19 protein-coding genes are annotated in these 22,849 nt (G+C 39.7%); 5 read left to right on the forward strand and 14 right to left on the reverse strand.

Features of this window, described 5'->3' with window-relative positions:
• Positions 1 to 163 precede the first annotated feature (163 nt).
• The 7 genes from hemA to CSV72_RS04660 form a co-directional block, all read right to left on the reverse strand.
• Positions 164 to 1,540 carry a glutamyl-tRNA reductase gene (hemA, locus tag CSV72_RS04630; RefSeq protein ID WP_099677339.1) on the reverse strand — a complete coding sequence of 459 codons (1,377 nt, stop codon included), beginning with the start codon at positions 1,538 to 1,540 and terminating at the stop codon, positions 164 to 166.
• A gap of 130 nt (positions 1,541 to 1,670) precedes the next feature.
• Positions 1,671 to 2,252, reverse strand: a complete 582-nt coding sequence (gene yihA, locus CSV72_RS04635) for a ribosome biogenesis GTP-binding protein YihA/YsxC (RefSeq protein WP_099677340.1) — start codon at positions 2,250 to 2,252, stop codon at positions 1,671 to 1,673.
• Positions 2,249 to 4,570 (reverse strand): endopeptidase La, encoded by a 2,322-nt coding sequence (lon, locus tag CSV72_RS04640; RefSeq protein WP_099677341.1) that lies wholly within the window; start codon positions 4,568 to 4,570, stop codon positions 2,249 to 2,251. The genes yihA and lon overlap by 4 nt, the downstream gene beginning before the upstream one ends.
• 130 nt (positions 4,571 to 4,700) lie before the next feature.
• Positions 4,701 to 5,969, reverse strand: a complete 1,269-nt coding sequence (gene clpX, locus CSV72_RS04645; RefSeq protein WP_099632945.1) for an ATP-dependent protease ATP-binding subunit ClpX — start codon at positions 5,967 to 5,969, stop codon at positions 4,701 to 4,703.
• Positions 5,970 to 6,179: 210 nt separating this feature from the next.
• A complete protein-coding gene (tig, locus tag CSV72_RS04650) occupies positions 6,180 to 7,466 on the reverse strand; it encodes a trigger factor (protein WP_099632944.1) in 1,287 nt (428 codons plus the stop codon).
• A 244-nt stretch (positions 7,467 to 7,710) separates the two neighbouring features.
• Positions 7,711 to 8,685: a tetratricopeptide repeat protein gene (locus tag CSV72_RS04655; protein ID WP_158232151.1), complete on the reverse strand. Its 975-nt coding sequence runs from the start codon at positions 8,683 to 8,685 to the stop codon at positions 7,711 to 7,713.
• Positions 8,686 to 8,999: 314 nt separating this feature from the next.
• Positions 9,000 to 9,629, reverse strand: coding sequence for an SIMPL domain-containing protein (locus CSV72_RS04660; protein WP_099677343.1), 630 nt, complete (start codon positions 9,627 to 9,629; stop codon positions 9,000 to 9,002).
• A 142-nt stretch (positions 9,630 to 9,771) separates the two neighbouring features.
• Between CSV72_RS04660 and CSV72_RS04665 the strand changes: the two genes are divergently transcribed.
• Positions 9,772 to 9,966, forward strand: a complete 195-nt coding sequence (locus CSV72_RS04665) for a hypothetical protein (protein WP_099677344.1) — start codon at positions 9,772 to 9,774, stop codon at positions 9,964 to 9,966.
• A gap of 38 nt (positions 9,967 to 10,004) precedes the next feature.
• On the opposite strand, the gene CSV72_RS04670 is transcribed toward CSV72_RS04665, so the two are convergent.
• Complete coding sequence (locus CSV72_RS04670; RefSeq protein WP_099677345.1) at positions 10,005 to 11,312, reverse strand: sensor histidine kinase; 1,308 nt, start codon at positions 11,310 to 11,312, stop codon at positions 10,005 to 10,007.
• Entirely contained in the window at positions 11,309 to 11,968 is a 660-nt protein-coding gene (locus CSV72_RS04675; RefSeq protein ID WP_233191090.1) for a response regulator transcription factor, read from the reverse strand. Before CSV72_RS04675 ends, CSV72_RS04670 begins: the two co-directional genes overlap by 4 nt.
• Positions 11,969 to 12,189: 221 nt before the next feature.
• Here CSV72_RS04675 and CSV72_RS04680 point away from each other — a divergent pair, with 221 nt between their 5' ends.
• Together CSV72_RS04680 and CSV72_RS04685 are read left to right on the forward strand one after the other, a co-directional pair.
• The gene (locus tag CSV72_RS04680; RefSeq protein WP_099677347.1) at positions 12,190 to 13,662 is read left to right on the forward strand and encodes a YfcC family protein; all 1,473 of its coding nucleotides are present in this window, start codon (positions 12,190 to 12,192) and stop codon (positions 13,660 to 13,662) included.
• An 18-nt stretch (positions 13,663 to 13,680) separates the two neighbouring features.
• Positions 13,681 to 14,781, forward strand: coding sequence for an NAD/NADP-dependent octopine/nopaline dehydrogenase family protein (locus tag CSV72_RS04685; RefSeq protein WP_099677348.1), 1,101 nt, complete (start codon positions 13,681 to 13,683; stop codon positions 14,779 to 14,781).
• Positions 14,782 to 15,088: 307 nt separating this feature from the next.
• Here CSV72_RS04685 and CSV72_RS04690 read toward each other — a convergent pair whose 3' ends face one another.
• The 3 genes from CSV72_RS04690 to CSV72_RS04700 form a co-directional block, all read right to left on the reverse strand.
• Positions 15,089 to 15,715: an HD domain-containing protein gene (locus tag CSV72_RS04690; RefSeq protein ID WP_099677349.1), complete on the reverse strand. Its 627-nt coding sequence runs from the start codon at positions 15,713 to 15,715 to the stop codon at positions 15,089 to 15,091.
• 342 nt (positions 15,716 to 16,057) lie between these two features.
• On the reverse strand, positions 16,058 to 17,173 hold the full coding sequence (msrB, locus tag CSV72_RS04695; protein WP_099677350.1) for a peptide-methionine (R)-S-oxide reductase MsrB: 1,116 nt from the start codon (positions 17,171 to 17,173) through the stop codon (positions 16,058 to 16,060).
• An 18-nt stretch (positions 17,174 to 17,191) separates the two neighbouring features.
• Positions 17,192 to 17,683, reverse strand: coding sequence for a redoxin family protein (locus CSV72_RS04700; protein WP_099677351.1), 492 nt, complete (start codon positions 17,681 to 17,683; stop codon positions 17,192 to 17,194).
• Positions 17,684 to 18,097: 414 nt separating this feature from the next.
• Between CSV72_RS04700 and CSV72_RS04705 the strand changes: the two genes are divergently transcribed.
• Together CSV72_RS04705 and CSV72_RS04710 are read left to right on the forward strand one after the other, a co-directional pair.
• Positions 18,098 to 18,733 carry a DUF1232 domain-containing protein gene (locus CSV72_RS04705; RefSeq protein WP_099677352.1) on the forward strand — a complete coding sequence of 212 codons (636 nt, stop codon included), beginning with the start codon at positions 18,098 to 18,100 and terminating at the stop codon, positions 18,731 to 18,733.
• A 23-nt stretch (positions 18,734 to 18,756) separates the two neighbouring features.
• Positions 18,757 to 19,833 carry an LCP family protein gene (locus CSV72_RS04710; RefSeq protein WP_099677353.1) on the forward strand — a complete coding sequence of 359 codons (1,077 nt, stop codon included), beginning with the start codon at positions 18,757 to 18,759 and terminating at the stop codon, positions 19,831 to 19,833.
• Between the two features lie 206 nt (positions 19,834 to 20,039).
• On the opposite strand, the gene CSV72_RS04715 is transcribed toward CSV72_RS04710, so the two are convergent.
• A complete protein-coding gene (locus tag CSV72_RS04715) occupies positions 20,040 to 21,014 on the reverse strand; it encodes a quinone oxidoreductase family protein (RefSeq protein WP_099677354.1) in 975 nt (324 codons plus the stop codon).
• A 13-nt stretch (positions 21,015 to 21,027) separates the two neighbouring features.
• Positions 21,028 to 22,800: an acyl-CoA dehydrogenase family protein gene (locus CSV72_RS04720; RefSeq protein ID WP_099677355.1), complete on the reverse strand. Its 1,773-nt coding sequence runs from the start codon at positions 22,798 to 22,800 to the stop codon at positions 21,028 to 21,030.
• Positions 22,801 to 22,849 lie beyond the last annotated feature (49 nt).

A 22,849-nucleotide genomic window follows, 5' to 3' on the forward strand; every position in this document is an offset into this window, starting at 1 on the left:
TACATTGTCTCAAATGAGAGGGTGTTACTGCAAATAATTGCATCCATAGTAAGCATCTTTCTGCTATTGATATGAACAGTTATACATTTACTGCTTATTTAACCGCAATAAAAAAGTGGCCCTGTATCGTTCTTGTGAAAGACAGATACAGAACCACCTGGGATTAGTGTTGATAATTTAAGTTCGTCACATCAACTACGTCTGATTTTTGATCAGCCCGTTTTTGAAGACGCTCTTTTGCCTGTAATGCCAGCTGTTCCTTTTCTGTTACAACATCTTCTGAGATACCAAAGATTTGTTCAAAAAGTGCGAGTTTCTCTGCTGCTTTTTTATCAGTAGATAATTCTTTAGCCTGTAAAATAGGTTCTTTTAATAATTGGTTAATAATCGACTTTGTATGCTTGTTCAGAACTTTCTTTTCACGTTCTGTTAAATCCGGCATTTTATTTTCGATGCTAGCCATCGTTTCATTCTGAATACGACTTGCCTTTTTACGCAAAGCAGAAATCATCGGCACGACACCAAGTGTTGTTAACCATTCTTTAAATGCAACAACTTCTTGTTCGATCATCAAACCGATCTCATCAGCTGCACGCTTACGTTCAGCTAAGTTTGCTTCAACTATGCCTTGCAAATCATCAATATCATACAAGAATACACTACTCAGTTCACCAATTTTTGGATCGAGGTCACGTGGCACAGCAATATCCACCATAAATAGTGGCTTGCCTTTACGTAGTCTCTCTACAAAATCCATCAATTCATAATCGATGACATATTCAGTAGCTCCTGTTGAACTAATCAAAATATCTGCTTCGAGTAACAAACACTGCAACTCTTGCATAGATTTCGCTTCACCATTAAATTTCGCCGCTAGAATTTCTGCCTTAGAGAATGTCCGGTTGATTACAGTAATCTTCCCAACACCGCTTCCTTGCAAGTTCTTGACTGCTAATTCACCCATCGTACCTGCTCCAAGAATGGCAATATGCTTATCCTTGAGAGAACCAAAAATCTTTCTCCCAAGTTCTACTGCTGCATAGGAAACTGACACGGCATTTTCTCCAATTGCAGTGTCGGTATGCGCTCTTTTTGCTGTCGTAATCGCTTGTTTGAACAATTCATTGAATACGGTACCTGTTGTACCAATATTTTGTGCAGCAAAAAAGCTACTACGAACTTGTCCTAAAATTTGCGTTTCACCAAGTACCATGGAATCAATGCCTGCAGTTACACGTAATAAATGTTCCACTGCACCATCTTCTTCATGAATAATCAAATGACTGGAAAATTCCTCTATAGGAATAGAAAACCAATCAGCAAGGAATTTTTTTATATAATATCGTCCAGTATGAATCTGATCCACCACCGCGTAGATCTCGGTGCGGTTACAAGTAGAAATAATGATGTTTTCCAAGATGCTCTTTTGCTGTTGCAATGTTTGCATCGCTTGAGGTAAATCAGCTTCGACGAATGATAGCTTCTCTCTAATTTCGACAGGGGCGGTTCGGTGGTTAACACCGACAACGACTGTATACATTAGGTGCTCACACCTTTCGGAATCTTTTTCGTACATTCATTATAACATACATAGCGCTTTAGTCGGAATGCAAATTGTGAACATCGTTTGAAGTCATAATGTAGCATTTCCATCAAAAATCACACGTTATTTACATGCGGCTTTCAATTTCACGCCATGCTTCATCCATACCCATTCCCTTTTCAGATGAAAACAGTATGAGCGGCTCATGTATTTCCATGTTAAATGTTGTGCGAACGACTTTCTTATGCTTTTCCCATTTACCTTTAGGTATTTTATCCGCTTTTGTCGCAATGACAATTGTCGGGATATTATAATGAGAAAGGAAATCGTGCATCATGCAGTCGTCTTTTGTCGGTGGATGACGTAAATCAACAATCTGCACTACCGCACGCAACTCTTCGCGTGACGTAATGTATTGTTCGATCATACCGCCCCATTTTTCTTTTTCTGTTTTCGACACTTTCGCATAGCCATACCCTGGTACGTCTACGAAAAATAATTTTTCTTCAATTTTATAGAAGTTGAGCGTTTGGGTCTTCCCTGGTTTTGAAGATGTACGAGCCAAGCTTTTGCGTCCAATCATTTTATTAATGAAGGAAGATTTTCCTACATTCGAACGACCGGCTAACGCAAATTCAGGATAACCTTCTGTTGGATATTGTTCAGGTCTAACCGCACTCATAATCATTTCAACGTTATGGACTTTCATTTCTTTTCCTCCAAAGCGATATCGAGTACTTCATGAGCATCCGACACGAGTTTAAATGTTAATTCTTTTCTTACACTATCTGGAATATCATCCAAATCACGTTCGTTATCTGACGGGATGATGATCGTGTGCAATCCTGCACGGTGAGCACTAAGCGTTTTTTGTTTTAGTCCACCAATCGGCAACACACGCCCACGTAACGTTACTTCTCCTGTCATACCAACTTCACGGCGTATCGGACGTTCCGTCAATGCGGATACTAGTGCCGTTACGATCGTTATACCGGCGGAAGGTCCGTCTTTAGGTGTAGCGCCTTCCGGAACGTGAATATGAATATCCCACTTTTCATGAAAATCAGGATTTATATCAAATGTCATGGCTTTAGAACGCACATAGGATAATGCCGTTTGTGCTGATTCCTTCATGACATCCCCAAGTTTACCTGTTAGCAATAACTTACCTTTACCTGGAGATAATGAAACCTCAATTTGCAATGTATCTCCACCGACTGACGTATAAGCAAGTCCAGTGGCCATCCCTACTTGATTGACCGTTTCTGCCTGTCCAAACCGGAAACGCTTTTTACCAAGTAAGGCTTCTAAAGACTTCGGACTAACTGTCAGGCTTTTCTTATCGCCCGCCAAAATTTGGCGCGCAGCTTTACGACAAATGCTAGCGACTTCTCGCTCAAGTGAGCGCACTCCAGCTTCACGTGTATAGTATCGTACGACTTCCAGTACTGCTTCATCCTGGAAACGTAGTTGTGATTTCTTCAGGCCATGTTCCTTCATCTGTTTCGGAATCAAATGATTAATAGCAATAGATTGTTTTTCCTGTTCTGTATAACCAGGAATCGAAATAATTTCCATACGATCACGCAACGGCCCAGGAATAGACCCTAGATCATTCGAAGTTGCAATGAATAATACACTCGAAAGATCATACGGCTCTTCTATATAATGATCACTGAAATTACTGTTTTGTTCAGGATCCAGTACCTCCAGCATAGCAGACGACGGATCTCCTCGGAAATCATTCGACATTTTATCAATTTCATCAAGTAGGAAGACCGGATTGATAGTGCCTGCCTTTTTCATACTTTGAATAATACGCCCAGGCATCGCGCCTACATACGTCCGACGATGACCACGGATTTCGGATTCGTCACGGACACCACCTAGTGACAGACGAACAAATTCACGTCCTAAAGACTCAGCGATAGAACGAGCTAACGAAGTTTTTCCGACTCCTGGAGGACCATCTAGGCATAGAATTGGTCCACGCAGAGAATTTGTCATCTGACGTACAGCGAGATACTCTAAAATTCGTTCTTTAACGTTTTCTAAACCTTCATGGTCACGGTTCAATATCTCTTCTGAACGAGACAAATCTAACTGGTCTTCTGTCGCATGCGTCCATGGCAGCATAATGAGCCACTCAATGTAATTACGAATGATACCACTTTCAGCTGAAACGGAAGGAATCTTTTCATACCGTTCCAATTCACGCTCGGCAGTCTCTCTAACTGATTGAGGCATATTAGCTTCCTCAATTTTCTTCTTCAACTCAGACACTTCAAGACCTTTACCATCTTTATCGCCTAGTTCGGTTTGAATCGCCTTTAACTGTTCACGTAAGTAAAACTCTTTTTGCGTGCGTTCCATGGCTTCTTTCACACGTTCATTAATTTTTTGTTCAAGCTCCATGATTTCCTGTTCATTGTACATTCTACTGATTAGCCATTCCAAACGCTCAGGTACATCCAGAATTTCAAGCACTTCTTGTTTAGCTGTTAATTTTAATGGTAAGTTCGATGCGATCATGTCAGCTAATCTACCCGGTTCTTGAATGCTTTCAACTGTCTCCAGTGTTTCGTCGGAAATTCGTTTGCTATTCTTGGCATATCGTTTGAACTGAGCTACAAGTGAACGCATCAACGCTTCTGCTTCCGCGTCTTTTTCATCGCTCTCTTCGTAACATGTGACATTGACAACTGGATATAGATCAGCTTCCTGATAACTGCTCCACTTTGCTCTATGTATGCCCTCGATTAATACGCGATACGTACCATTCGGTAATTGAGTCATGGATTTGATGTTCGCCAGAGTACCTATTTCATGTAAATCATCTTTTTCAGGGTTTTCTAAACTTAAATCTTTCTGGGTCGCAAGGAAAACCTGATGATCACCTGCCAATGAATGTTCAATCGCGAAAATTGAGCGTTCTCGGCCAACATCAATATGTAAAAGCATCGTCGGATAAACAATCACTCCGCGAAGTGGCAATAATGGGATGTTCTGTTTTTGAATCGTCGGCATGATAAGCCACCTCCAAATAAATTATGTCTATGTATGTGTAGTGCTCAAATGAAATCTTATGTAACAAAAAGCCGACTGCCGAACGTATAGGATACGCATCGGTGGAGCCGGCCTTTTTGCCTTTTCGGCGTTATGCGGTATTTTTTTCGTTATCTGATTCGTATACAGATCCGTCTTCTCTATACAAGATCGGAGTAGACTTACCAAGAACAGAGTCCTTCGTAATGATACACTTTTTCACTTCTTCAAGTGAAGGAAGATCGTACATTACATCCAACATGATGTTTTCGATAATCGAACGAAGTCCACGTGCACCCGTCTTACGAGCAATCGCTTCTTTCGCGATTTCAATCAATGCATCATCTTCAAATTGAAGTTCTACATCATCCAGTTCAACCATCTTCTGGTATTGTTTGACGATCGCATTTTTCGGCTCAGTTAGAATTTGATACAATGTATCTGCATCTAATGTATCGAGTGTTGCGATAACCGGCAAACGACCGATGAATTCTGGAATTAAACCGTATGACTGAAGATCCTCAGGAATCAACTTAGACAATAAGCTCTCTTCTTCATTGATTTCTTGCTTGGATTCAGAACCGAAACCGATGACTTTACGTCCGATACGGCGTTTAACGATATCTTCGATGCCGTCAAATGCTCCACCTACAACGAATAAGATATTCGTTGTATCGATTTGCAGGAACTCTTGATGAGGATGCTTACGACCGCCTTGTGGTGGTACGCTCGCAACCGTTCCTTCAAGAATTTTCAGCAAGGCTTGTTGCACACCTTCACCGGATACATCACGAGTAATCGACGCGTTCTCAGATTTACGAGCCACTTTGTCGATTTCATCAATGTAAATGATACCCTTTTCAGCTTTATCGATATCGAAGTCCGCTGCTTGAATCAATTTCAAGAGAATATTCTCTACGTCTTCCCCAACGTAGCCCGCTTCAGTTAATGAAGTCGCATCTGCAATCGCGAATGGTACATCCAAAATACGAGCCAACGTTTGCGCGAGTAATGTTTTACCGCTACCAGTTGGGCCGATTAAGACGATATTGGATTTAGCCAGCTCGACTTCATCAATTTTACTGCCTGAATTTACCCGTTTGTAATGATTGTATACCGCTACTGCGAGTGATTTCTTTGCGCGATCTTGCCCGATGATATAATCATCGAGGATACCTTGGATTTCTCTTGGTTTTGGAACGTCTTTTAGCTCGAAGCCTTCTTCAAGACCGACTTCCTCTTCCACGATTTCCGCACAAAGTTCAACGCATTCATCACAAATATAAACACCTTGACCTGCTACTAATTTGCGGACTTGTTCTTGAGATTTCCCGCAAAAAGAACAGCTCAGGTTATCGTTTTCATCATTAAATTTGAACATTATGCTCACCCCTATTCAAGTGAATATACTACAAGATTACCATGACTTAATCAACTATTTAGAACTTAATGACCGATAACAACCAGCCGGATATGTATCATTATTTATGTTCTAGCTTATGGAGTTTCCGAAAGTCTATACATGAAGTTCTGTTATTTAAGAAAAACAAGGTACGGACAAACCGTACCTTGTTACTTTCATATAAAAAGATTAGTCGATGATTTTTGCACTGTCAACAAGTAGTTGTACTGTTTTGTTGAAACGAAGATCGTTCTCAAGTACAGATGTGCCACCAAGAGTCGTCTTGATTTGCTCAACGTCCATACCGAATTGCTCTGACATTTTTTCAAGTTCAGCATTTACTTCTTCTTCAGGAACTTCTACTTCTTCAGCAGCACCAATTGCTTCAAGTGTTAATGAAACACGTACGCGGCTTAGTGCATCGTCTTTCATTTGGTCGCGAAGTGTTTGCTCGTCTTGACCAGAGAACTGGAAGTAAAGATCCAAGTTCATGCCTTGCATTTGTAGACGTTGTTCGAAGTCCTGCATCATACGATCCGTTTCTGAATCGATCATCGCTTGTGGAATTTCCATTTCAGCGTTACTTGCAGCTTGTTCTACTAAATCGTCACGAAGAGCTGTTTCAGAATCATTCTTTTTCACTTCTTCAGCTTCTTCTTTCAACTTCGTGCGTAGCTCTTCTACTGAAGATACACTCTCGTCGATTTCTTTTGCTAACTCATCATCAAGTTCTGGAACTTCTTTAGACTTGATTTCATTAACTTTCACTTTGAATGTAGCAGGCTTTCCAGCTAATTCAGCAGCGTGATATTCTTCAGGGAAAGTGATTTCAACTTCTTTTTCTTCTCCTGTTTTCATGCCCACTACTTGCTCTTCAAATCCTGGAATAAATGAACCAGAACCTACTTCAAGTTCATAGTTATCCGACTGTCCACCTTCGAATGCTTCGCCATCAGCGAATCCTTCGAAATCGATTGTAGCTGTATCGCCATTTTCAACAACGCCGTCTTCTTTGACTACCATTTCTGCTAGTGCTTCAGCACGTTGTTCAAGTTGTGCGTCTACCTCTTCGTCTGTTACTTCAACTGCTTGACGAGTTACTTCAAGACCTTTGTATTCTCCAAGCTTTACTTCAGGCTTAAGCGCTACGATTGCAGTGAAGACAACTGGTTCGCCTTTTTCCAGCTTTTCGATGTCGATTTCAGGAGCAGCGATTGGATCTACGTCTGCTTCATCTACTGCAGCAGAGTATGCTCCAGGTAGTACGATATCGATAGCATCGTTGTAAAGTGATTCTTCACCGTACATTTTATTGAACATTTTGCGTGGCATTTTCCCTTTACGGAAACCTGGTGCCTGTACTTTCTTTACTACTTTTTTGAACGCTTCATCCAACGCTTCGTTGAAACGATCTACAGAAACTTCAAACGTAAGTTTCCCTTCGCTACCTTCTAATTTTTCCCATTTAACTGTCATATGTATGACCTCCAAATCATTTGCAATACTTTTATTTTTATTTTAATCAATTATACCTTCGCATGATTGTATCTGAATTTTTTCTGTACATCCTAAAAAATCTTCGACACTCTTTGAAGGCTTTACCTGAATCAGCTCATTTTGTTTCGCCTGTAAGAAGCGACAACGTTGCTGATGACAGATAAGCAGTTGACAACCATTTTAGTATAACATAGTCTATTCATCTTTCAAGAATTAATCACTGTCAGCTTTCCATTTCTTCATCCACCGAACGTATGAACGACAGCAATGACGATTCCTCTGTCTCCTTGCCATACAATAACTGTTTTGTATATGCGACGTAAGCGCCCGCCACCTCTTCCGCTGTATAAGGTCCCCAGTGGAACGGAAACAGCAAGACACTGTACTTAAGAATCAGGTTAACAACCAGTTCACTAGCTGTTGGATCTTTCTCGAATTGTGCTTTCGCAAGAAACTGTACTTCCCCGATAAATTGATCTTCTTCAGGTGACACGAGTCTCGATGGATTGGCTTCAGTCTCAAAGTGATATTTTCGAACAGCTAAAGACTCTTGATATCCCGTTTGTTGCAATAACATCAATGCATACGTCTTGACTACTGGTAACATATCCTCTGTTTCAATTACATCTACCAGCAACGGAATATACGGCTGTAATCTCTGATGTTGTAACGATAATAAGAATTCCTGTTGCTCCATCGATCCCATCTGATGAAATTGCTCGCTTGTAATAGAAGGCTCCTCTATAGAAGGTTCTTCATAACGATCGGATAATCGACTGTTCAATTCCCGCAAGTATTGAAACTTCTGCAAGCTATGTTCAGGAATGATTTCTTTCTCTAATAAACCTTGTATCGTCAGCTCTACCTCATCGTATTGTTGTAGTTGGATTGAAATTGAAAGATAAAGCTCCAGCAATTCTATGTAATCGCCTGCTTGGTTTTGCATAGCTAAAAGGGCGAATTCTTTCGCTCGTCCATACTCTTTCATTTCATATAAAGAAATGGCAAGACCATCGAAAACTGTGTAATCTTCGGGGTCAATTTCCAATACAGATTCGAAATTCTGAACTGCTTCTTCATGAAGATCACGCTCCATTGCCTGTCTACCTTCTCGATGAAGACGTTCAAGTGTTCCAGGAAAGACGACCACATTCCCTTTTCTAATGACTTGTCTGCGCTTCTTTTGCACTGTACTCACCTGCCTGCTTTGTTACTTTCACTATAGCACAGCACTCTAAACCGATTCCACCTTGACGCTAAGAATGACATTAAGCAATTACACTATCGATTTATTCACTACATACCACTACGGTTGATCCACTTCGCAAATGTCTGGCCGTACAATAGTTTCTCCAAGTTTTTCCCATCAGTATGGCAACCTGCTACTCAATCCGTTTCAATGATGAATTGGGTATGTTTATACATAGAACCCTTCTTATTTTCGTATAACCCGCACTGATAGCCTTTTCATCATAGTAGCCGACTACCAATTGATATACTTAACTATAACAATTAGACGATTTGATACTTCACTTGCAAACTTGCGCTGATTGTAATCGTTCCAGACTCAATTGGTGTTCTGCTGGTATCTGCTAAAGCCATTGCTCGGAATGCTACCGGTTGGGATGTATGCTGTTCTTCAATCTTCAAAGGAATAGGTCGATTCTGTAATTTCAAAGAAGTTCCAATCGTAATCATTTTCGTTTCTGCATCTTGCAAGGCTAGTACCAATGCTTGCTGATATTGTTCATCTTGATCAGGCATCGTGAATTCAATTGAGCCGATTTGATTCGCACCGTTTTTGACCGCAAGATCGACAAGTTCACCTGTTCGTGAAAGTTCGTTACTTGTAATGCGGATGGAATTAATCACTTCATAACCTTGAAAGCGCTGTTCCCCATTAACATATTCATAGACTGGACGAATTTGAAAATCAATTGTTTGAATAGATGATTCCGCAATTCCCGCTTTTTGAAGTGACTGTACCACTTGATTCATACGTCTAGCATTTTCTTGCTGAATCTCCTCGAGTTCCGTCCCTCTTGATGTGACAGATAATACAATATGAACCGTAGTAGGCGCAACCTTCACTGCCCCTTCACCAAATACAGTAATCATCCGTGTTTCCTGTTCTTTATACATATAGAACACTCTCCTTTTTACAGTATTATCATGTCTATGCCACACTCGAACCTAGTTAGACCTCTTTTTTATTTGTTCACACACTTGAACGAGAATAAAGACTTCATCATAACTTAAAGAAAACGGCTATGGAGGGTTTCCTATGCGTGAAAGCGAAAAACAAATCGCGAAATTAGCACTGCTCGGTGAATCTATCGGCTTATTCGGCCAAGCGATTACGACGCTAGCGGCTTATCTTGCATTAGTAGATGAGGAAATCGAAGAAGATAAATTTATTAAAATGCAGAGACAGATTGATGATTTGCTGGGCGAGGTAGACAGAAAAAGCAATGCATAAAAGAGCTGTACATAAACCATCAGCTCTTTTCTACAACTTCATATGCAATTTCTTATAATAATTTTAAATGTGACTCCACTTGACTGCCTTAACAACTCGATCGATCCTTGATGCTTCTCTGCAATCTCTTTAACAATTGAGAGGCCTAGACCATGCGCTCCGGTCTTGCCTTTTGTAAACGGAGTAAATAGTTCATCTTTAAGCGAAGAGTCAATAGCTTGTCCATCGTTATGAAAATAAAGCACAGCTTTACCATCTTCCTTTACACAACGGATCAACAGTAGAGATTTTGCATATTTCATTTGGTTGTTCAGCATATTTTCGATTAGAATTTCTATTTCATGCTGATAACCAATCACTGTCAACTGCTTAGCAAGTTGCAAGTCGACCGTTAAGCCGGATGCATATACGTTTAGATCTTGGGCGACCTGTTCAATCAGTTCATCCAATTGAACAAGCTGGATATCTTGACCGTTCTGAAAGTCCTCAGCATTTGACTTCGCAATGAATAATAAATCCTCTACTCTATTTTCAATCCTAGCCGTTTGCTTGGTAATGGTTTCTAGTGTTTCGTCTATAGTTCCCTTCGGATAAATTCCGTCTCTTGCAGACTCGGCATAACTGGATATAATCATAATCGGGGTCTTTAGTTCATGGGAAATATACCTCAACATAGACTGCTGTGCCAAATCCTTCTTTTTTAGATTGTATTTCATAGAGGAAAATGATGAAGCCAATTCTTGAATATCGGCATCTTCTGTTTCCAATACCAGTTCTGTGTCCCAGTTTTGCGTGTCAGTCTGCATAATATACCGCTTCAATTCATGAATATTATAATAGAGCTTGTTCGTGATCATTCGTGTGAGTAGTACAGACAGAATAAAGATGAATGCGGTAATAGCCAAAAACCACAATAACATTTTAGGTAGAATTTCACGGTAAATATCTTTAACAACAGAATACTTATATACTTTTTCACCATTTTCATAATCCAAATCGATTTTGTATAACAAGTATTTACCATCAACTTTTTCACGGTACACTTCGCTTTCCTCCATCTGCTCAACCGCATGATCCATGATATACTTCGCCGTGGGCTGACCATGAATAGCTTCAACTATATCGATACTATGCGCTGTTACACCTAAAATCCACTCATTATAGACGCCTCGTTCGTCGTTCTTTTCATACGTATATTCATCAATAATACGATCTTCAAATATCTTCCCGAAATAATAGTACGACCAAAAGTAAACGATTGCGACACTTGCAATACTCATAAGCGTAATGAAAACAGCCATTAAAATAGTGATTTTCGACGCAAGCCATGTCTGACGTTTTTTCATACATTGCACCTATATCCAAAACCATAGATAGTTTCTATATGAAATAGCGGCATTTTCTGACGGATTCTTTTGATGTAATTATCGACAACTCGTTCACTACCAAAATAATCCTCCCCCCAAATTTGTTGCAACAATAACTCCCTAGGGATTGCGGCTCGATTATGTTTTATAAAGAATTGTATAATATCAAATTCCCGACTCGTCACATCTAACTCTTGATCGTCCATTAAAATTAACCTTCGATTCTTGTCTATTTTATAAGGACCTACTACTTTGAAATCAGTAGGATTTTGCATAGCTGTAACTTGTAGGATTTTCTTTACGCGAAGAACTAATTCCGCCGGCAAAAAAGGTTTCGTAATGTAGTCATCACACCCAATTTCAAAACCAATAACCCGATCTATACTTTCACCTCTTGCAGAAATCAAAATGACTGGGGTATTAATCTCGAGCTTTTTAATCTCTTTCAACAATTCAAATCCACTACCATCCGGGAGCATGATATCTACTACCCAACAATCTATCTGGACATGTAGTTGAACAAAAGCTTCGTGTAGATCACCGCATTTCACCACATTCCAGCCATTTTTCTCTAAATAAATTGAAAGTACCTGAAGTAGATCCTGTTCATCTTCAACAAGACAAATCGTTTTCATCTCGCTCACTTCCCTCATTATATGTAGTACTTAAAGTATACAATCCTTCTATACGAATGTAGAGCCGTTCTAATCCGTGACACAATCAAACACATTCCAAACATAAACGAATACATTTTCATGAAAATGTAGACACATTCCCTCTCTATCATAAGAAATAGTTAACTTGATGCACTTTAAAAGTAAGCGCATACAAAAAATAAGATACATGGAGGTTTCCTATGGAAAAGAAGAAGTTCAAATTGCCGACGGCCTTTACTACATTGCTCATTATTACAGTAGGGATTGCATTCCTGACGTTTATCATACCCGCTGGAGAATATTCTTACAATGAAGATGGAACACCCATTGTCGGTACATATGAACAAGTCGAATCGAATCCCCAAGGTTTGTGGGACATATTCTCCGCTCCGATCAACGGGTTCTTTGATGCAATCGATATTATTATTTTCGTTCTTGTTCTGGGTGGATGTTTAGGTATCGTATTTGAAACGAAAGCAATCGATGCAGGTTTATCTAAAGTAGTGTTTTCATTAAAAGGGCGCGAAAAATTAATGATTCCTATTTTAATGACTATCTGTGCCATCGGTGGTGCTACGTATGGGATGGCGGAAGAAACGATTGCATTCTATCCCATTGTAGTCCCGATTCTTCTATTAGCCGGTTACGATGTCGTTACAGCCGTCATGGTAATTTTCTTAGGTGCCGGAATTGGTGTGGCGGGTGGAATCACAAATCCATTTTCTGTTGGGATCGCATCCAACCTAGCAGGCATTTCTATAGGGGACGGAATTTTTCACCGTTTATTACTTTTCTCATTGTTCCTCGCTTTTGGCATTACCTTTGTTATGCGGTATGCGGCAAAAGTGAAGATGTATCCCGAAAAATCAATTGTCTTTGATATCAAAAATAAAGTAGAAGAGCCTTTTAAGAAAATCGATCCGAATGATGTAGCGGACCTTACGGGAAGAAGAAAAGCGGTACTCGCAGTATTCAGCAGCTTCTTCCTCATTATGGTTGTTGCTCTAATCCCCTGGCAGGATAAGTTTGGGATTTCATTATTCAATACTTTGCATGACACCATACAAAAAACACCTATACTCGGTGTGGTAGTGGGACATATTAGTCCACTTGGGGAATGGGGTTTTGGAGAATTAACAGTTTTATTCTTCCTTGGTTCCATTATTATCGGAAAGATGTATTCATATAAAGAAGATGAAATAGTTAGATTGTTCCTTAATGGAGCAAAAGATTTGATCAGTGTTGCACTCATTCTTGCAGTGGCAAAAGGTATTTCTGTCATTATGACAAACGGAATGATCATTGGGACTATCCTGAATTTCGGTGAACATCTATTGGCAAATGTCAGTAGCTCTATTATTGCACCGCTTGCTTATCTCTTGTATATACCGCTCGCGTTCCTGATTCCATCTTCATCTGGATTAGCCACAGCGACAATTCCTATACTGGCCCCTCTCGCGGACTTCGCAGGAGTTGACCGGGCCTATATTGTAACTGCCATGCAAACTGGTGCAGAGACAATGAATTTGTTCTCTCCGACACAAGCCGTTTTAGTTGGCGCTTTGACATTGGCTAACATTCCGTACGAACGCTGGCTTAAACACATTATTCCATTCGTGCTCGGGATTATATTAATTACCACTGTTGTATTAGTCACTTTGTCTATTATATAAATTATAGGAGGATTTTATATGAATAAAATTTCAATTATTGGTGCAGGTAACGGCGGCTTAACCGCAGCTTATCATTTATCAAAACTCGGACACAGTATTTGTCTATACGATTCCCCTCAATTCGATACACAGATCAATGCGGTAAATAAACAAGGCGGGATCAAAGCACTACCAGAAGATCATGGAGCCGAGATGATGTTTCCAGGTTTCGAGGAAATCACGCATGCGACAACTGATATTAAGAAAGCGATGGAGTTTGCGGAATTGATTGTAATGATTTGCCCTTCATTCGCACAAGAACTTTTATTTGAACAAATGCTTCCTCACTTACAAAATGGGCAAGTTATTTTCTTAATGCCTGGAAACTACGGCGGACTAGTCTTAAATCGCATGAAAAATGAATCCAATCAAAAAAATAAAGATATTACGTTTGTGGATGGAATCAGTATTCCATGGGCAACGCGCATTGTTGAACCTGGTGTTTTAACTATCATGGGCTTAAAAGAGTTTTTATCTGTCAGCATTTTTCCGTCAGAAAATGCGACTGATGAAGTGAAGCAACTGATTACAGAATCCCTTCCAGTTCCAGTATATTTTCTAGATAACCCATTAGTAGCAGGGTTGGAAAACATCAACTTTGGTGGTCATCCATTATTGACAACGTTAAATATGGGACTACTTGAAAACTTTAACGGAGATTTTAACTATTATCGAGACTGCTGTAGTCCAGCTACTGCGAATGCGGCAGCGAAAATGGATCAAGAACGGCTTGCTGTTGGAGCAGCTCTTGGATTTTCATTGAAGACTGAATTACAAGCAATGAATGCTCTGTATGATTCAAATTATGAATCAGTATACGATTTCAATCGTGACTCTACAACACATGGTAAAATCAATAGCGCACCAAATAGCTCTAAAAACCGTTATGTAACCGAAGATGTACCTTACTTACTCGTTCCCTGCTTCGAATTAGCACAAGCAGTCGGTATTCGTGTACCTATTGTAGAGTCTTGTATCCATATAGCCTCCGCTTATAATAATACAGACTATTTTAAGATTGGCAGAACATTAAAAGATATGGGTCTAACTACAGATGAATTAAAGATTCTTATACAATAACTATCGAAAACCCAGATATCTCTTGTTGATATCTGGGTTTTGTTTAAAATCTAACTAATTAATCCAAATAAAAAAGCTCCCGATCCATTACGACCGAAGAGCTCTGAATATTTGTTTTGCTATTAGAAAGTGATGAATCCTTTTTGTACTGCGAATCCACCTAATGTAAATAAGGCGATGACAACGAGTGTAATGATGAATAATCGATTATTTCTGTCCAAGACGTCACCTTTTTCTCTATCGGATAGACTATGATTGCTAGTTACTTCATTCTATCCTATCGAGTTCAGAATTAGCAATCTAATTTTCAATCGATTTCTTTACTTAGTTGATGTAAAAAAACTTCCATGAAGTCATGTCTTTCTTTCGCCAAACGTGTGCCTTCTTTCGTGACCATCAATTCTCTTAGCAATAATAACTTCTCGTGAAAATGTGTAACCGTAGCCGTTTCTTTTTTACGGTATTCTGATACAGACATATCCTTTCGAGCTTCTTCTTGCTGATCGTAAAGTTTCCTGCCACGCGCTCCACCAAACGCAAATGCACGCGCAATGCCTACCGCGCCAATAGCATCCAAACGGTCAGCATCTCTGACAATAGCGCCTTCAATGGAGGTAATATCTTTTGCGTTGCCGCCACTGAATGATACACTTTCAATCGCAGATATCACGTTTTCTGTGATCTGTTGTGTCACACCTATTTTTTCAAGAAGCTCCACCGTAGTTGCTTCATGCATCTCTTTATATTTCGCATCTTCCACATCATGCAACAGCACTGCTAAACGAACGACTAATTCATCAGCACCCGGCTCAGTCGCTAAAATTTTCTCAGCATTTTTCATTACACGATCTATATGGTCGAGATCATGGCTCGCATCGAATTTATTATAAATACCTTCTACTTCCGATCTGCACTTCGCTACCATTTCTTGCATTGAATCCCTTCCCCTCTTTTACATTAGTTATATGCGAATACAGCCTGTAAAATCAGTCTTCTTACCTGACGAATGAAATTCATTTCACTGGATTATCGAGAAAATCGTTACAGTCGTTCCTAATTAAGAAGCAGAATTTACTGCAGCTTGTATTCCTCACCGTAATAGAGTTTAACATGCTCTTCAATGGTATGAATACCTTCTTTTGTTGTACTACATGCTAATTGGACAACCAAATCCAATCATCCGCAGAAACTGTCACGACCTGCAGTTCACCTCGACATGTAAAAAGGAAAGGTAGCCAAGGTGAGCCCCCTTTCCTTCTATTATATACCGTGTATTTTATTTAACGTAACTTGTTAGATAGCCGTAACCTGTAGCTTCCATTTCTTCTAGCGGTACGAAATCGATTGATGCGCTGTTAATACAATATCGTAACCCGCCACGATCTTTTGGCCCGTCTTCGAAAATATGGCCAAGATGGCTATCTCCTGCACGACTTCTGACTTCAGTTCGTACCATATTGAAACTTTTATCTATATGTTCCGTCATTACTTCCGGAACGATTGGTTGCGTAAAACTTGGCCAACCGCACTGTGAGTCATATTTATCGGCACTTGAGAATAACGGTTCACCTGTTGCCACGTCTATATAGATGCCGTCTTCAAACGTATCCCAGTATTCATTCGAGAATGCTGCTTCTGTATTATTGTCCTGTGTCACTTGATACTGAGCTTTCGTCAACTTTTCTTTCAATTCTTTATCGCTTGGCTTAGGATAGTCTGCTGGATCGATTACAGAGGGAATTTCCTGATCTTCGAGCGTATCGAATTCAACATGGCAATAGCCGTCTGGATTTTTCTCCAGGTAATCCTGGTGATATTCTTCAGCTAATGTATAGCTCGTCAACGGTTCTACTTCCGTCACGATATCTGCATCATAACGTTCCTGCTCAATAGCAACGACTTCGTCAATAACAGCTTGATCTTCTGGTTTAGTGTAATAAATGCCCGAACGATACTGTGTACCACGGTCATTTCCTTGTTTATTCAAAGATGTAGGATCCACAATCATGAAAAAATGTTCCACAATGGTTTTCAGATCCGTATGTGCTGGATCGTATTGAACATGAACTGTTTCTGTGTGGCCGGTCTTTCCTGTTATTACTTGATTATATGTTGGATTTTCCGTTGTACCATTTGCAAAGCCGGAAGTCACATCATATACGCCATATACTCTTTCCATATATGCTTCCACTCCCCAGAAACAACCACCAGCCAAATAGATGTCCTGTAGATTTTCTTCGTCAAATTCTACATCTTCATTGGGATTGGCGGGATACTTGGACCCTGAAGAAGCAGTCAGTGAATCAAGGCTGGATGATGACTCCGGATTACTTAAGCCACACCCTGCAAGCAGTAAAATACCGAGTAAACCGAGTATGAATTTTAACTTCATAATAGTGAGCTCCCTTCATTAATTAATTTGTGACATGGCATCGATAATTTGATCATTTGATAAGTGGCCTGGTTGTGAGCGGACCAATTTCCCTTTTGTATCAATAAAAGCCGACGTTGGATATCCTTTAACATTGAATTCTTGCACGAGACTGCCACCATCATTTAATAATACCGGCAAAGCGTCGACATGTTGAACACCTTTGAACCATTTGACAAATTCATCGTGTGGCTTTTCATTATTAAAACCAGGGGCTACGACAGTAAGCACTTCAAAATCCGTGGATTCTTTAGCAAGCGTATTGACTTCATCTAGACCTGCCAAACAGATCGGACACCAAGAAGCCCAGAACTTTACATACACTTTTTCGCCTTTATAATCTGCAAGACTGACGGTTTTTCCATTAAGATCCTGCAAAGCAATACTATTTGCGTCACTATCCGTTCCAGCAGACGAACAAGCACCTAGAACTACAACGACGGCCAACAACATAACGATTTTTTTCAACATGGTAGTTCCTCCTCTTATTGTGGAAATCGTGTTGTAAACCAGTTAAAATTATTAATAATGATGATGATCAACATCCCACTAGTTTGACCTATTTTCGCAAAGTAGTAATTCAGTTATTTCCTTTTAAACAATAAAAGATCAAAGAAAGTAGTAAAAATGATGGGTTACGTTTCAAATACCTGTTGCCCAATCATGAGTAATCCTCTCTTTTTTCATTTATACTCCTATTATAAATTGAGGACACTCTAAAACCTATCGATTGAGACTTTTAAAAAAATTGATACGACCAAATCCATACGTTTTTCGACAAATAATGATCCTTGCCTTTAACTGTTGACAATTTGCCAACAACCATTTATTCTTTTAAAGAAGTATATATTTTTACCGTTGTCGTAGAAATGGAGGGGTAGTGTCATGTCAGAAGGTAGTCTTGGTCTGTCTATCGGGCAATTATTGCGTGATGTTTTAGAAGAACGTTCATTGTCCATGCGCAAACTAAGCGAACTCACAGATATTGATACTTCAACTATCTCTAGGATCATCAACGACAAACGCAAAGCAACACTAGATCACCTGGAGAAATTTGCGATCATTTTGGAAATACCATTAGCCGATTTACTTCAGGCGGCAGGCTATCCAGTTGATCATAAAAACACGATGCATTCTGCTTATGATGATACGATTCAACAACTAGTCGAAACATCAGAACTTCTATCTGCAGATATTTCCATTGAAAAGGTAGAACTTCAGCTTGCAAGTTATGAAGCGTATGTTCAGACTACTGAAGGTAGAAAAAGAATTTTACATGATTTCGATAAGAAGTTAAAACTGACAGGCGGAGTAGGTCCATTCGTTGATCAAATGAAAGAATTATTTACACGGTTTAAAATGCAAGATGTTGCAAAGCGTGATCTAGCCATTATCGGCAGCGCATTATTATACTTTATCATTCCTGTGGATGTCATCCCGGACTACATTTTTGCGGTCGGGTATCTGGATGATGCGATCGCGGTCCAAATTGCTTCAAGCGTACTAACAAAGAATTCATAATTAGATGAGTAGGTGTGACATTAATGGAAAACAGAGTGACTGAAAAGCGTCGCAAGAAAAAACTTAAGAGAAAATATAAACGGTTAATATTCATGGTATTCACTTTGCTACTTTTAGCGGGTGGAGGATATGTCGCTGCGCAATATTCAAACGGCTTATCCTTTGCGAACGGCGGCAAAACAAATGAAATACATACAGAACTCAGCGATAGTAGCAATACATTTTCCGAAAACAATTCCGCTTTTGACGACTTTGAAGGTGGCGAATCACAATTTGGCGAAATTAACGTATTGTTAATTGGTGATGACGCAAGGGGCGACGAAGATGACACTCGTTCAGACGCTTTGATGATTGGTCACTACGATCAGACAACAAACCAAGTGAAGTTAATCTCTCTTATGCGTGATACATACGTCGATATTCCAGGTCACGGAATGGAAAAGATCAATGCCGCTTATGCACTCGGAGGACCTGAATTAGTGCGACAAACGATTAAGCATAATTTCGATGTGGATGTGCAATATTACGCGATTGTTAATTTCGAAGGTTTCTCAAAAATCGTCGATGTTATCGCGCCTGACGGAATTGAAGTCGATATTCCATATGAAATGTCACACGGGCTAGGTTTAACGCTCTATCCTGGTCAACAAAAATTGAACGGGGATCAATTACTTGGTTATGTAAGATTCCGCCACGATATCCATAGTGATTACGGTCGCGTAGAACGTCAGCAAGAAGCTCTAGGTAAACTGAAAGATGAAGCGATGAGTTTACAGACACTCGTCAATATACCGAAATTAATGGGCGTTATTGATCCATATATTGATACGAACATCGACAGTAAAACTATCTTTACAATTGCTAAAGGTATGTTGACTGGTGGAAAGAATAACGAAATGGAATCCCTACGTATTCCGGTAGAAGGATCATTTGGCGACTTGCGCACAGACGTTGGTGCTGTTCTTGAGATTAACCTAGAACAGAATAAACAAGCATTACGAGAGTTTTTATCATTAGAGGATGAATCACTCGATGATGGAAGAGAACAAGACGTAGAATATGCGGAAGATCAAGAATATAGTCAAGACCAGCCATACTAAACGAAATACATCCATACAAAAATAAGCTGTTCCAGTCTTTCAAACGACTAGAACAGCTTATTTTTACGTTACACTATTTATATGGTAAAAGGAATTTCACTTTTACTAAGCCTTTTCCATTTAGTTGTCGAATCATATGAAACATTTCTTATAATCACAAATGATGCTATTCATTAAATGATAGTACACTATAACTTTATGTTTTATTACGTTGTCAATACTAATTTCCCCATCGTCTTCCTACCCTGCAATTGTCTCTGGGCTTCTGCTGCCTCTTCCAAATCAAATGTACCACCTATTGTTAATTGTAAATCTCCGTTTTGTACATATTCTAATAGTTCTTTAAAGCTATTCTGATAAACTTCATAGTTTTTCATGATTTGAGGCAAGAAAAAACCAACAACTGATTGATTTCGTTGCATCAATTCTCCAGCATCCATTGGAGACCGTTCTCCGCTTGCCGCACCAAAGACTACCATACGTCCAAATGGTGCAAGACATTTCAGTGTTTTTCTGAACACATCTCCACCGACCATTTCAAGCGCCACATCTACACCTTTACCATCAGTCAATTCTCGGACCTTCGATTCCCAGCCTTCTTCTGTGTAGTTAACTAGATGATCTGCCCCCATCTCTTTTGCATGTGCTAGCTTTTCCTCACTACTCGCTGTTGCAATAACTTTGCCAGCACCAAATAATTTTGCTAATTGCACTGCAATCGCCCCTACACCCCCTGCCGCTGCATGAACAAGAACTGTCTCACCTTTTTGTAATCGCCCCATTGTCTTTAATATATGATAAGCCGTTTGACCTTGAAGGGGCAGCGCAACTGCGTCGGTATATTCCACACCATCTGGAATCGGTGCAAGCGTCATTTCAGGTATCGTTGCATATTCGCTATAACCGGCCGATTCAATGAGCGATACAACTCGCATACCTGGCTTAAAACGCTTTACGTCTTTCCCGACTTCCGTAATAATCCCTGCGACTTCAGCACCAGGAATAAATGGAAGTGGTGTCGGTACAACATACTTACCTTCACGACGTGCAACATCTGCATAGTTCACACCAATAGCTTTAATTTCTACCAATACATCACGATTTCCTACAACTGGTTTATCAATTTTCACAAGTTGAAGTACTTCCGGTCCACCATACTGCTCTAATTGAATCGCTTTCATATCATCTGCCCCTTTATGAAATATAGTTTTCTGCTTGATTCATTGCGTCAGCAATTTCACGCTTTGTTTCTACTGTATTTTCAACCGATAATTCACTACATCTATCGAATACATTGCTCAAAATGTATTTTTTTGTATCCCCCGAAGCAACACTGGAAAGTAGTCTTCTCGCATTCATTTCTACACGTAGTAACGTATCCGTAACAAGTGCTTCTGTTAGTTTAATTTTTAGCGAAGCAGACTTGTTATTTGAAGACTCTATCGCTTTCATTGTTCGTAAGACAGCCGATTCCATTGCATAAAGATCAATTGCTATATTAGCAAGTTCCATGAGAGCTTCCTGTTCGTTCACAATTTGTTCTTCATGCTTCTGATACGCGAGCCCAATACATACTAAGAAAATATTTCTTACTAATGTGACTGCTTCTTGTTCTCTTGAAAGTTCAGTGCTTTGCAGAATTGTTAGCTGACCCAGTGCTTTACTCGCTTCCTTCACTAATTCTAGAAGTGGTACCATTCCTTTAGAAGTATGATTTAGTAAGGACATGGGAATGAGCAACCGATTAATCTCATTCGTTCCTTCAAAGATTCGGTTAATACGAGAATCCCGGTACACTTGTTCAATTGCATAGTCTTTGATATAGCCATAACCACCATGAAGTTGCAGTGATTCGTCGGCTACTTGATCTAGCGTTTCGGATCCATAAACTTTACAAATCGCACATTCTACAGCATACTCCATCATCCGTTTAGCAATTAAACGATGATCTTCTGAATGCTCCAAATCACCAAGTGCATCTTCTAAAAGAGAAGCCGTTCTGTACTGGAGCGATTCTGCAGCATAGATCCGCGTCGTCATATCCGCTATCTTTTCTTTTGTAGCAGTAAATTCAGCGATAAGTTTTCCGAATTGCTTGCGCTCTTTTGTATAATCAATTGCTAGCTTCATACTGAACTTTGAAGCTCCCATTGTTGCAGAACCTAAATTAAAACGCCCTAAATTAAGTACGTTCAACGCAATATGGTGACCTTTTCCTACTTCTCCCAACAGATTACGTACAGGAACTTCACAGTTTTCAAAATACACCGCAGTCGTTGATGAACCTTTAATTCCCATTTTCTGCTCTTCTGGCCCAAGAGAAATCCCTGGGAAATCTTTCTCTACAATAAAAGCAGTAAACGCCTTACCGTCTACTTTTGCATAGACAATAAATGTATTAGAAAAGGCAGCATTTGTAATATACAACTTTGAACCGTTCAAAATATAATGCGTACCTTCTTTATTTAATTTCGCTGTAGTTTTCGCCGATAATGCATCAGAACCTGAAGTTGGCTCAGTTAAACAGTAAGCACCAATAAAGTCGCCAGATGCAAGTTTCGGTAAGTAGTATTCCTTTTGCCATTGCGTTCCGAAATATGTGATAGGTAGCGTGGCTATACACGTATGATTGGAATGCGCCACACTATATCCCCCGGCAGAGCCCAAATGCTCACCGACGAGCCCTTTAGTAATTTTATCAAGACCTAGCCCGCCATATTTTTCAGGTATACTGTGTGCTAATAATCCGAGATTTCCTGCCTTAGTTAACAAAGACTTCACAAGAGTAAAATCTTGCTTTTCAATCTCTGAATTTCGTGGATGTACTTCTTTTTTTATGAAGTTTTTGGCTGTATTCGCAATCATATGGTGTTCGTCAGTAAATTCCTCTGGAGTAAATACTTCATCTGGTCGTGATGGACGATATAGAAAAGCAGCACCTTGGTAGAGCTGTTTTTTATTAGACATGTATATTCTCTCCTTTATTAGAAATAGGTGTGATGTTTTATCTCGCTGT

The sequence above is a fragment of the Sporosarcina sp. P20a genome, from assembly GCF_002743175.1.
Lineage (GTDB): Bacteria > Bacillota > Bacilli > Bacillales_A > Planococcaceae > Sporosarcina.

Bases quoted from the DNA above. Each gene is read 5' to 3' on its own strand.
- hemA (WP_099677339.1), bottom strand. From the start codon at position 1,540: ATGTATACAGTCGTTGTCGGTGTTAACCACCGAACCGCCCCTGTCGAA.
- yihA (WP_099677340.1), bottom strand. From the start codon at position 2,252: ATGAAAGTCCATAACGTTGAAATGATTATGAGTGCGGTTAGACCTGAA.
- lon (WP_099677341.1), bottom strand. From the start codon at position 4,570: ATGCCGACGATTCAAAAACAGAACATCCCATTATTGCCACTTCGCGGA.
- clpX (WP_099632945.1), bottom strand. From the start codon at position 5,969: ATGTTCAAATTTAATGATGAAAACGATAACCTGAGCTGTTCTTTTTGC.
- tig (WP_099632944.1), bottom strand. From the start codon at position 7,466: ATGACAGTTAAATGGGAAAAATTAGAAGGTAGCGAAGGGAAACTTACG.
- CSV72_RS04660 (WP_099677343.1), bottom strand. From the start codon at position 9,629: ATGTATAAAGAACAGGAAACACGGATGATTACTGTATTTGGTGAAGGG.
- CSV72_RS04665 (WP_099677344.1), top strand. From the start codon at position 9,772: ATGCGTGAAAGCGAAAAACAAATCGCGAAATTAGCACTGCTCGGTGAA.
- CSV72_RS04670 (WP_099677345.1), bottom strand. From the start codon at position 11,312: ATGAAAAAACGTCAGACATGGCTTGCGTCGAAAATCACTATTTTAATG.
- CSV72_RS04675 (WP_233191090.1), bottom strand. From the start codon at position 11,968: ATGAAAACGATTTGTCTTGTTGAAGATGAACAGGATCTACTTCAGGTA.
- CSV72_RS04680 (WP_099677347.1), top strand. From the start codon at position 12,190: ATGGAAAAGAAGAAGTTCAAATTGCCGACGGCCTTTACTACATTGCTC.
- CSV72_RS04685 (WP_099677348.1), top strand. From the start codon at position 13,681: ATGAATAAAATTTCAATTATTGGTGCAGGTAACGGCGGCTTAACCGCA.
- CSV72_RS04690 (WP_099677349.1), bottom strand. From the start codon at position 15,715: ATGCAAGAAATGGTAGCGAAGTGCAGATCGGAAGTAGAAGGTATTTAT.
- msrB (WP_099677350.1), bottom strand. From the start codon at position 17,173: ATGAAGTTAAAATTCATACTCGGTTTACTCGGTATTTTACTGCTTGCA.
- CSV72_RS04700 (WP_099677351.1), bottom strand. From the start codon at position 17,683: ATGTTGAAAAAAATCGTTATGTTGTTGGCCGTCGTTGTAGTTCTAGGT.
- CSV72_RS04705 (WP_099677352.1), top strand. From the start codon at position 18,098: ATGTCAGAAGGTAGTCTTGGTCTGTCTATCGGGCAATTATTGCGTGAT.
- CSV72_RS04710 (WP_099677353.1), top strand. From the start codon at position 18,757: ATGGAAAACAGAGTGACTGAAAAGCGTCGCAAGAAAAAACTTAAGAGA.
- CSV72_RS04715 (WP_099677354.1), bottom strand. From the start codon at position 21,014: ATGAAAGCGATTCAATTAGAGCAGTATGGTGGACCGGAAGTACTTCAA.
- CSV72_RS04720 (WP_099677355.1), bottom strand. From the start codon at position 22,800: ATGTCTAATAAAAAACAGCTCTACCAAGGTGCTGCTTTTCTATATCGT.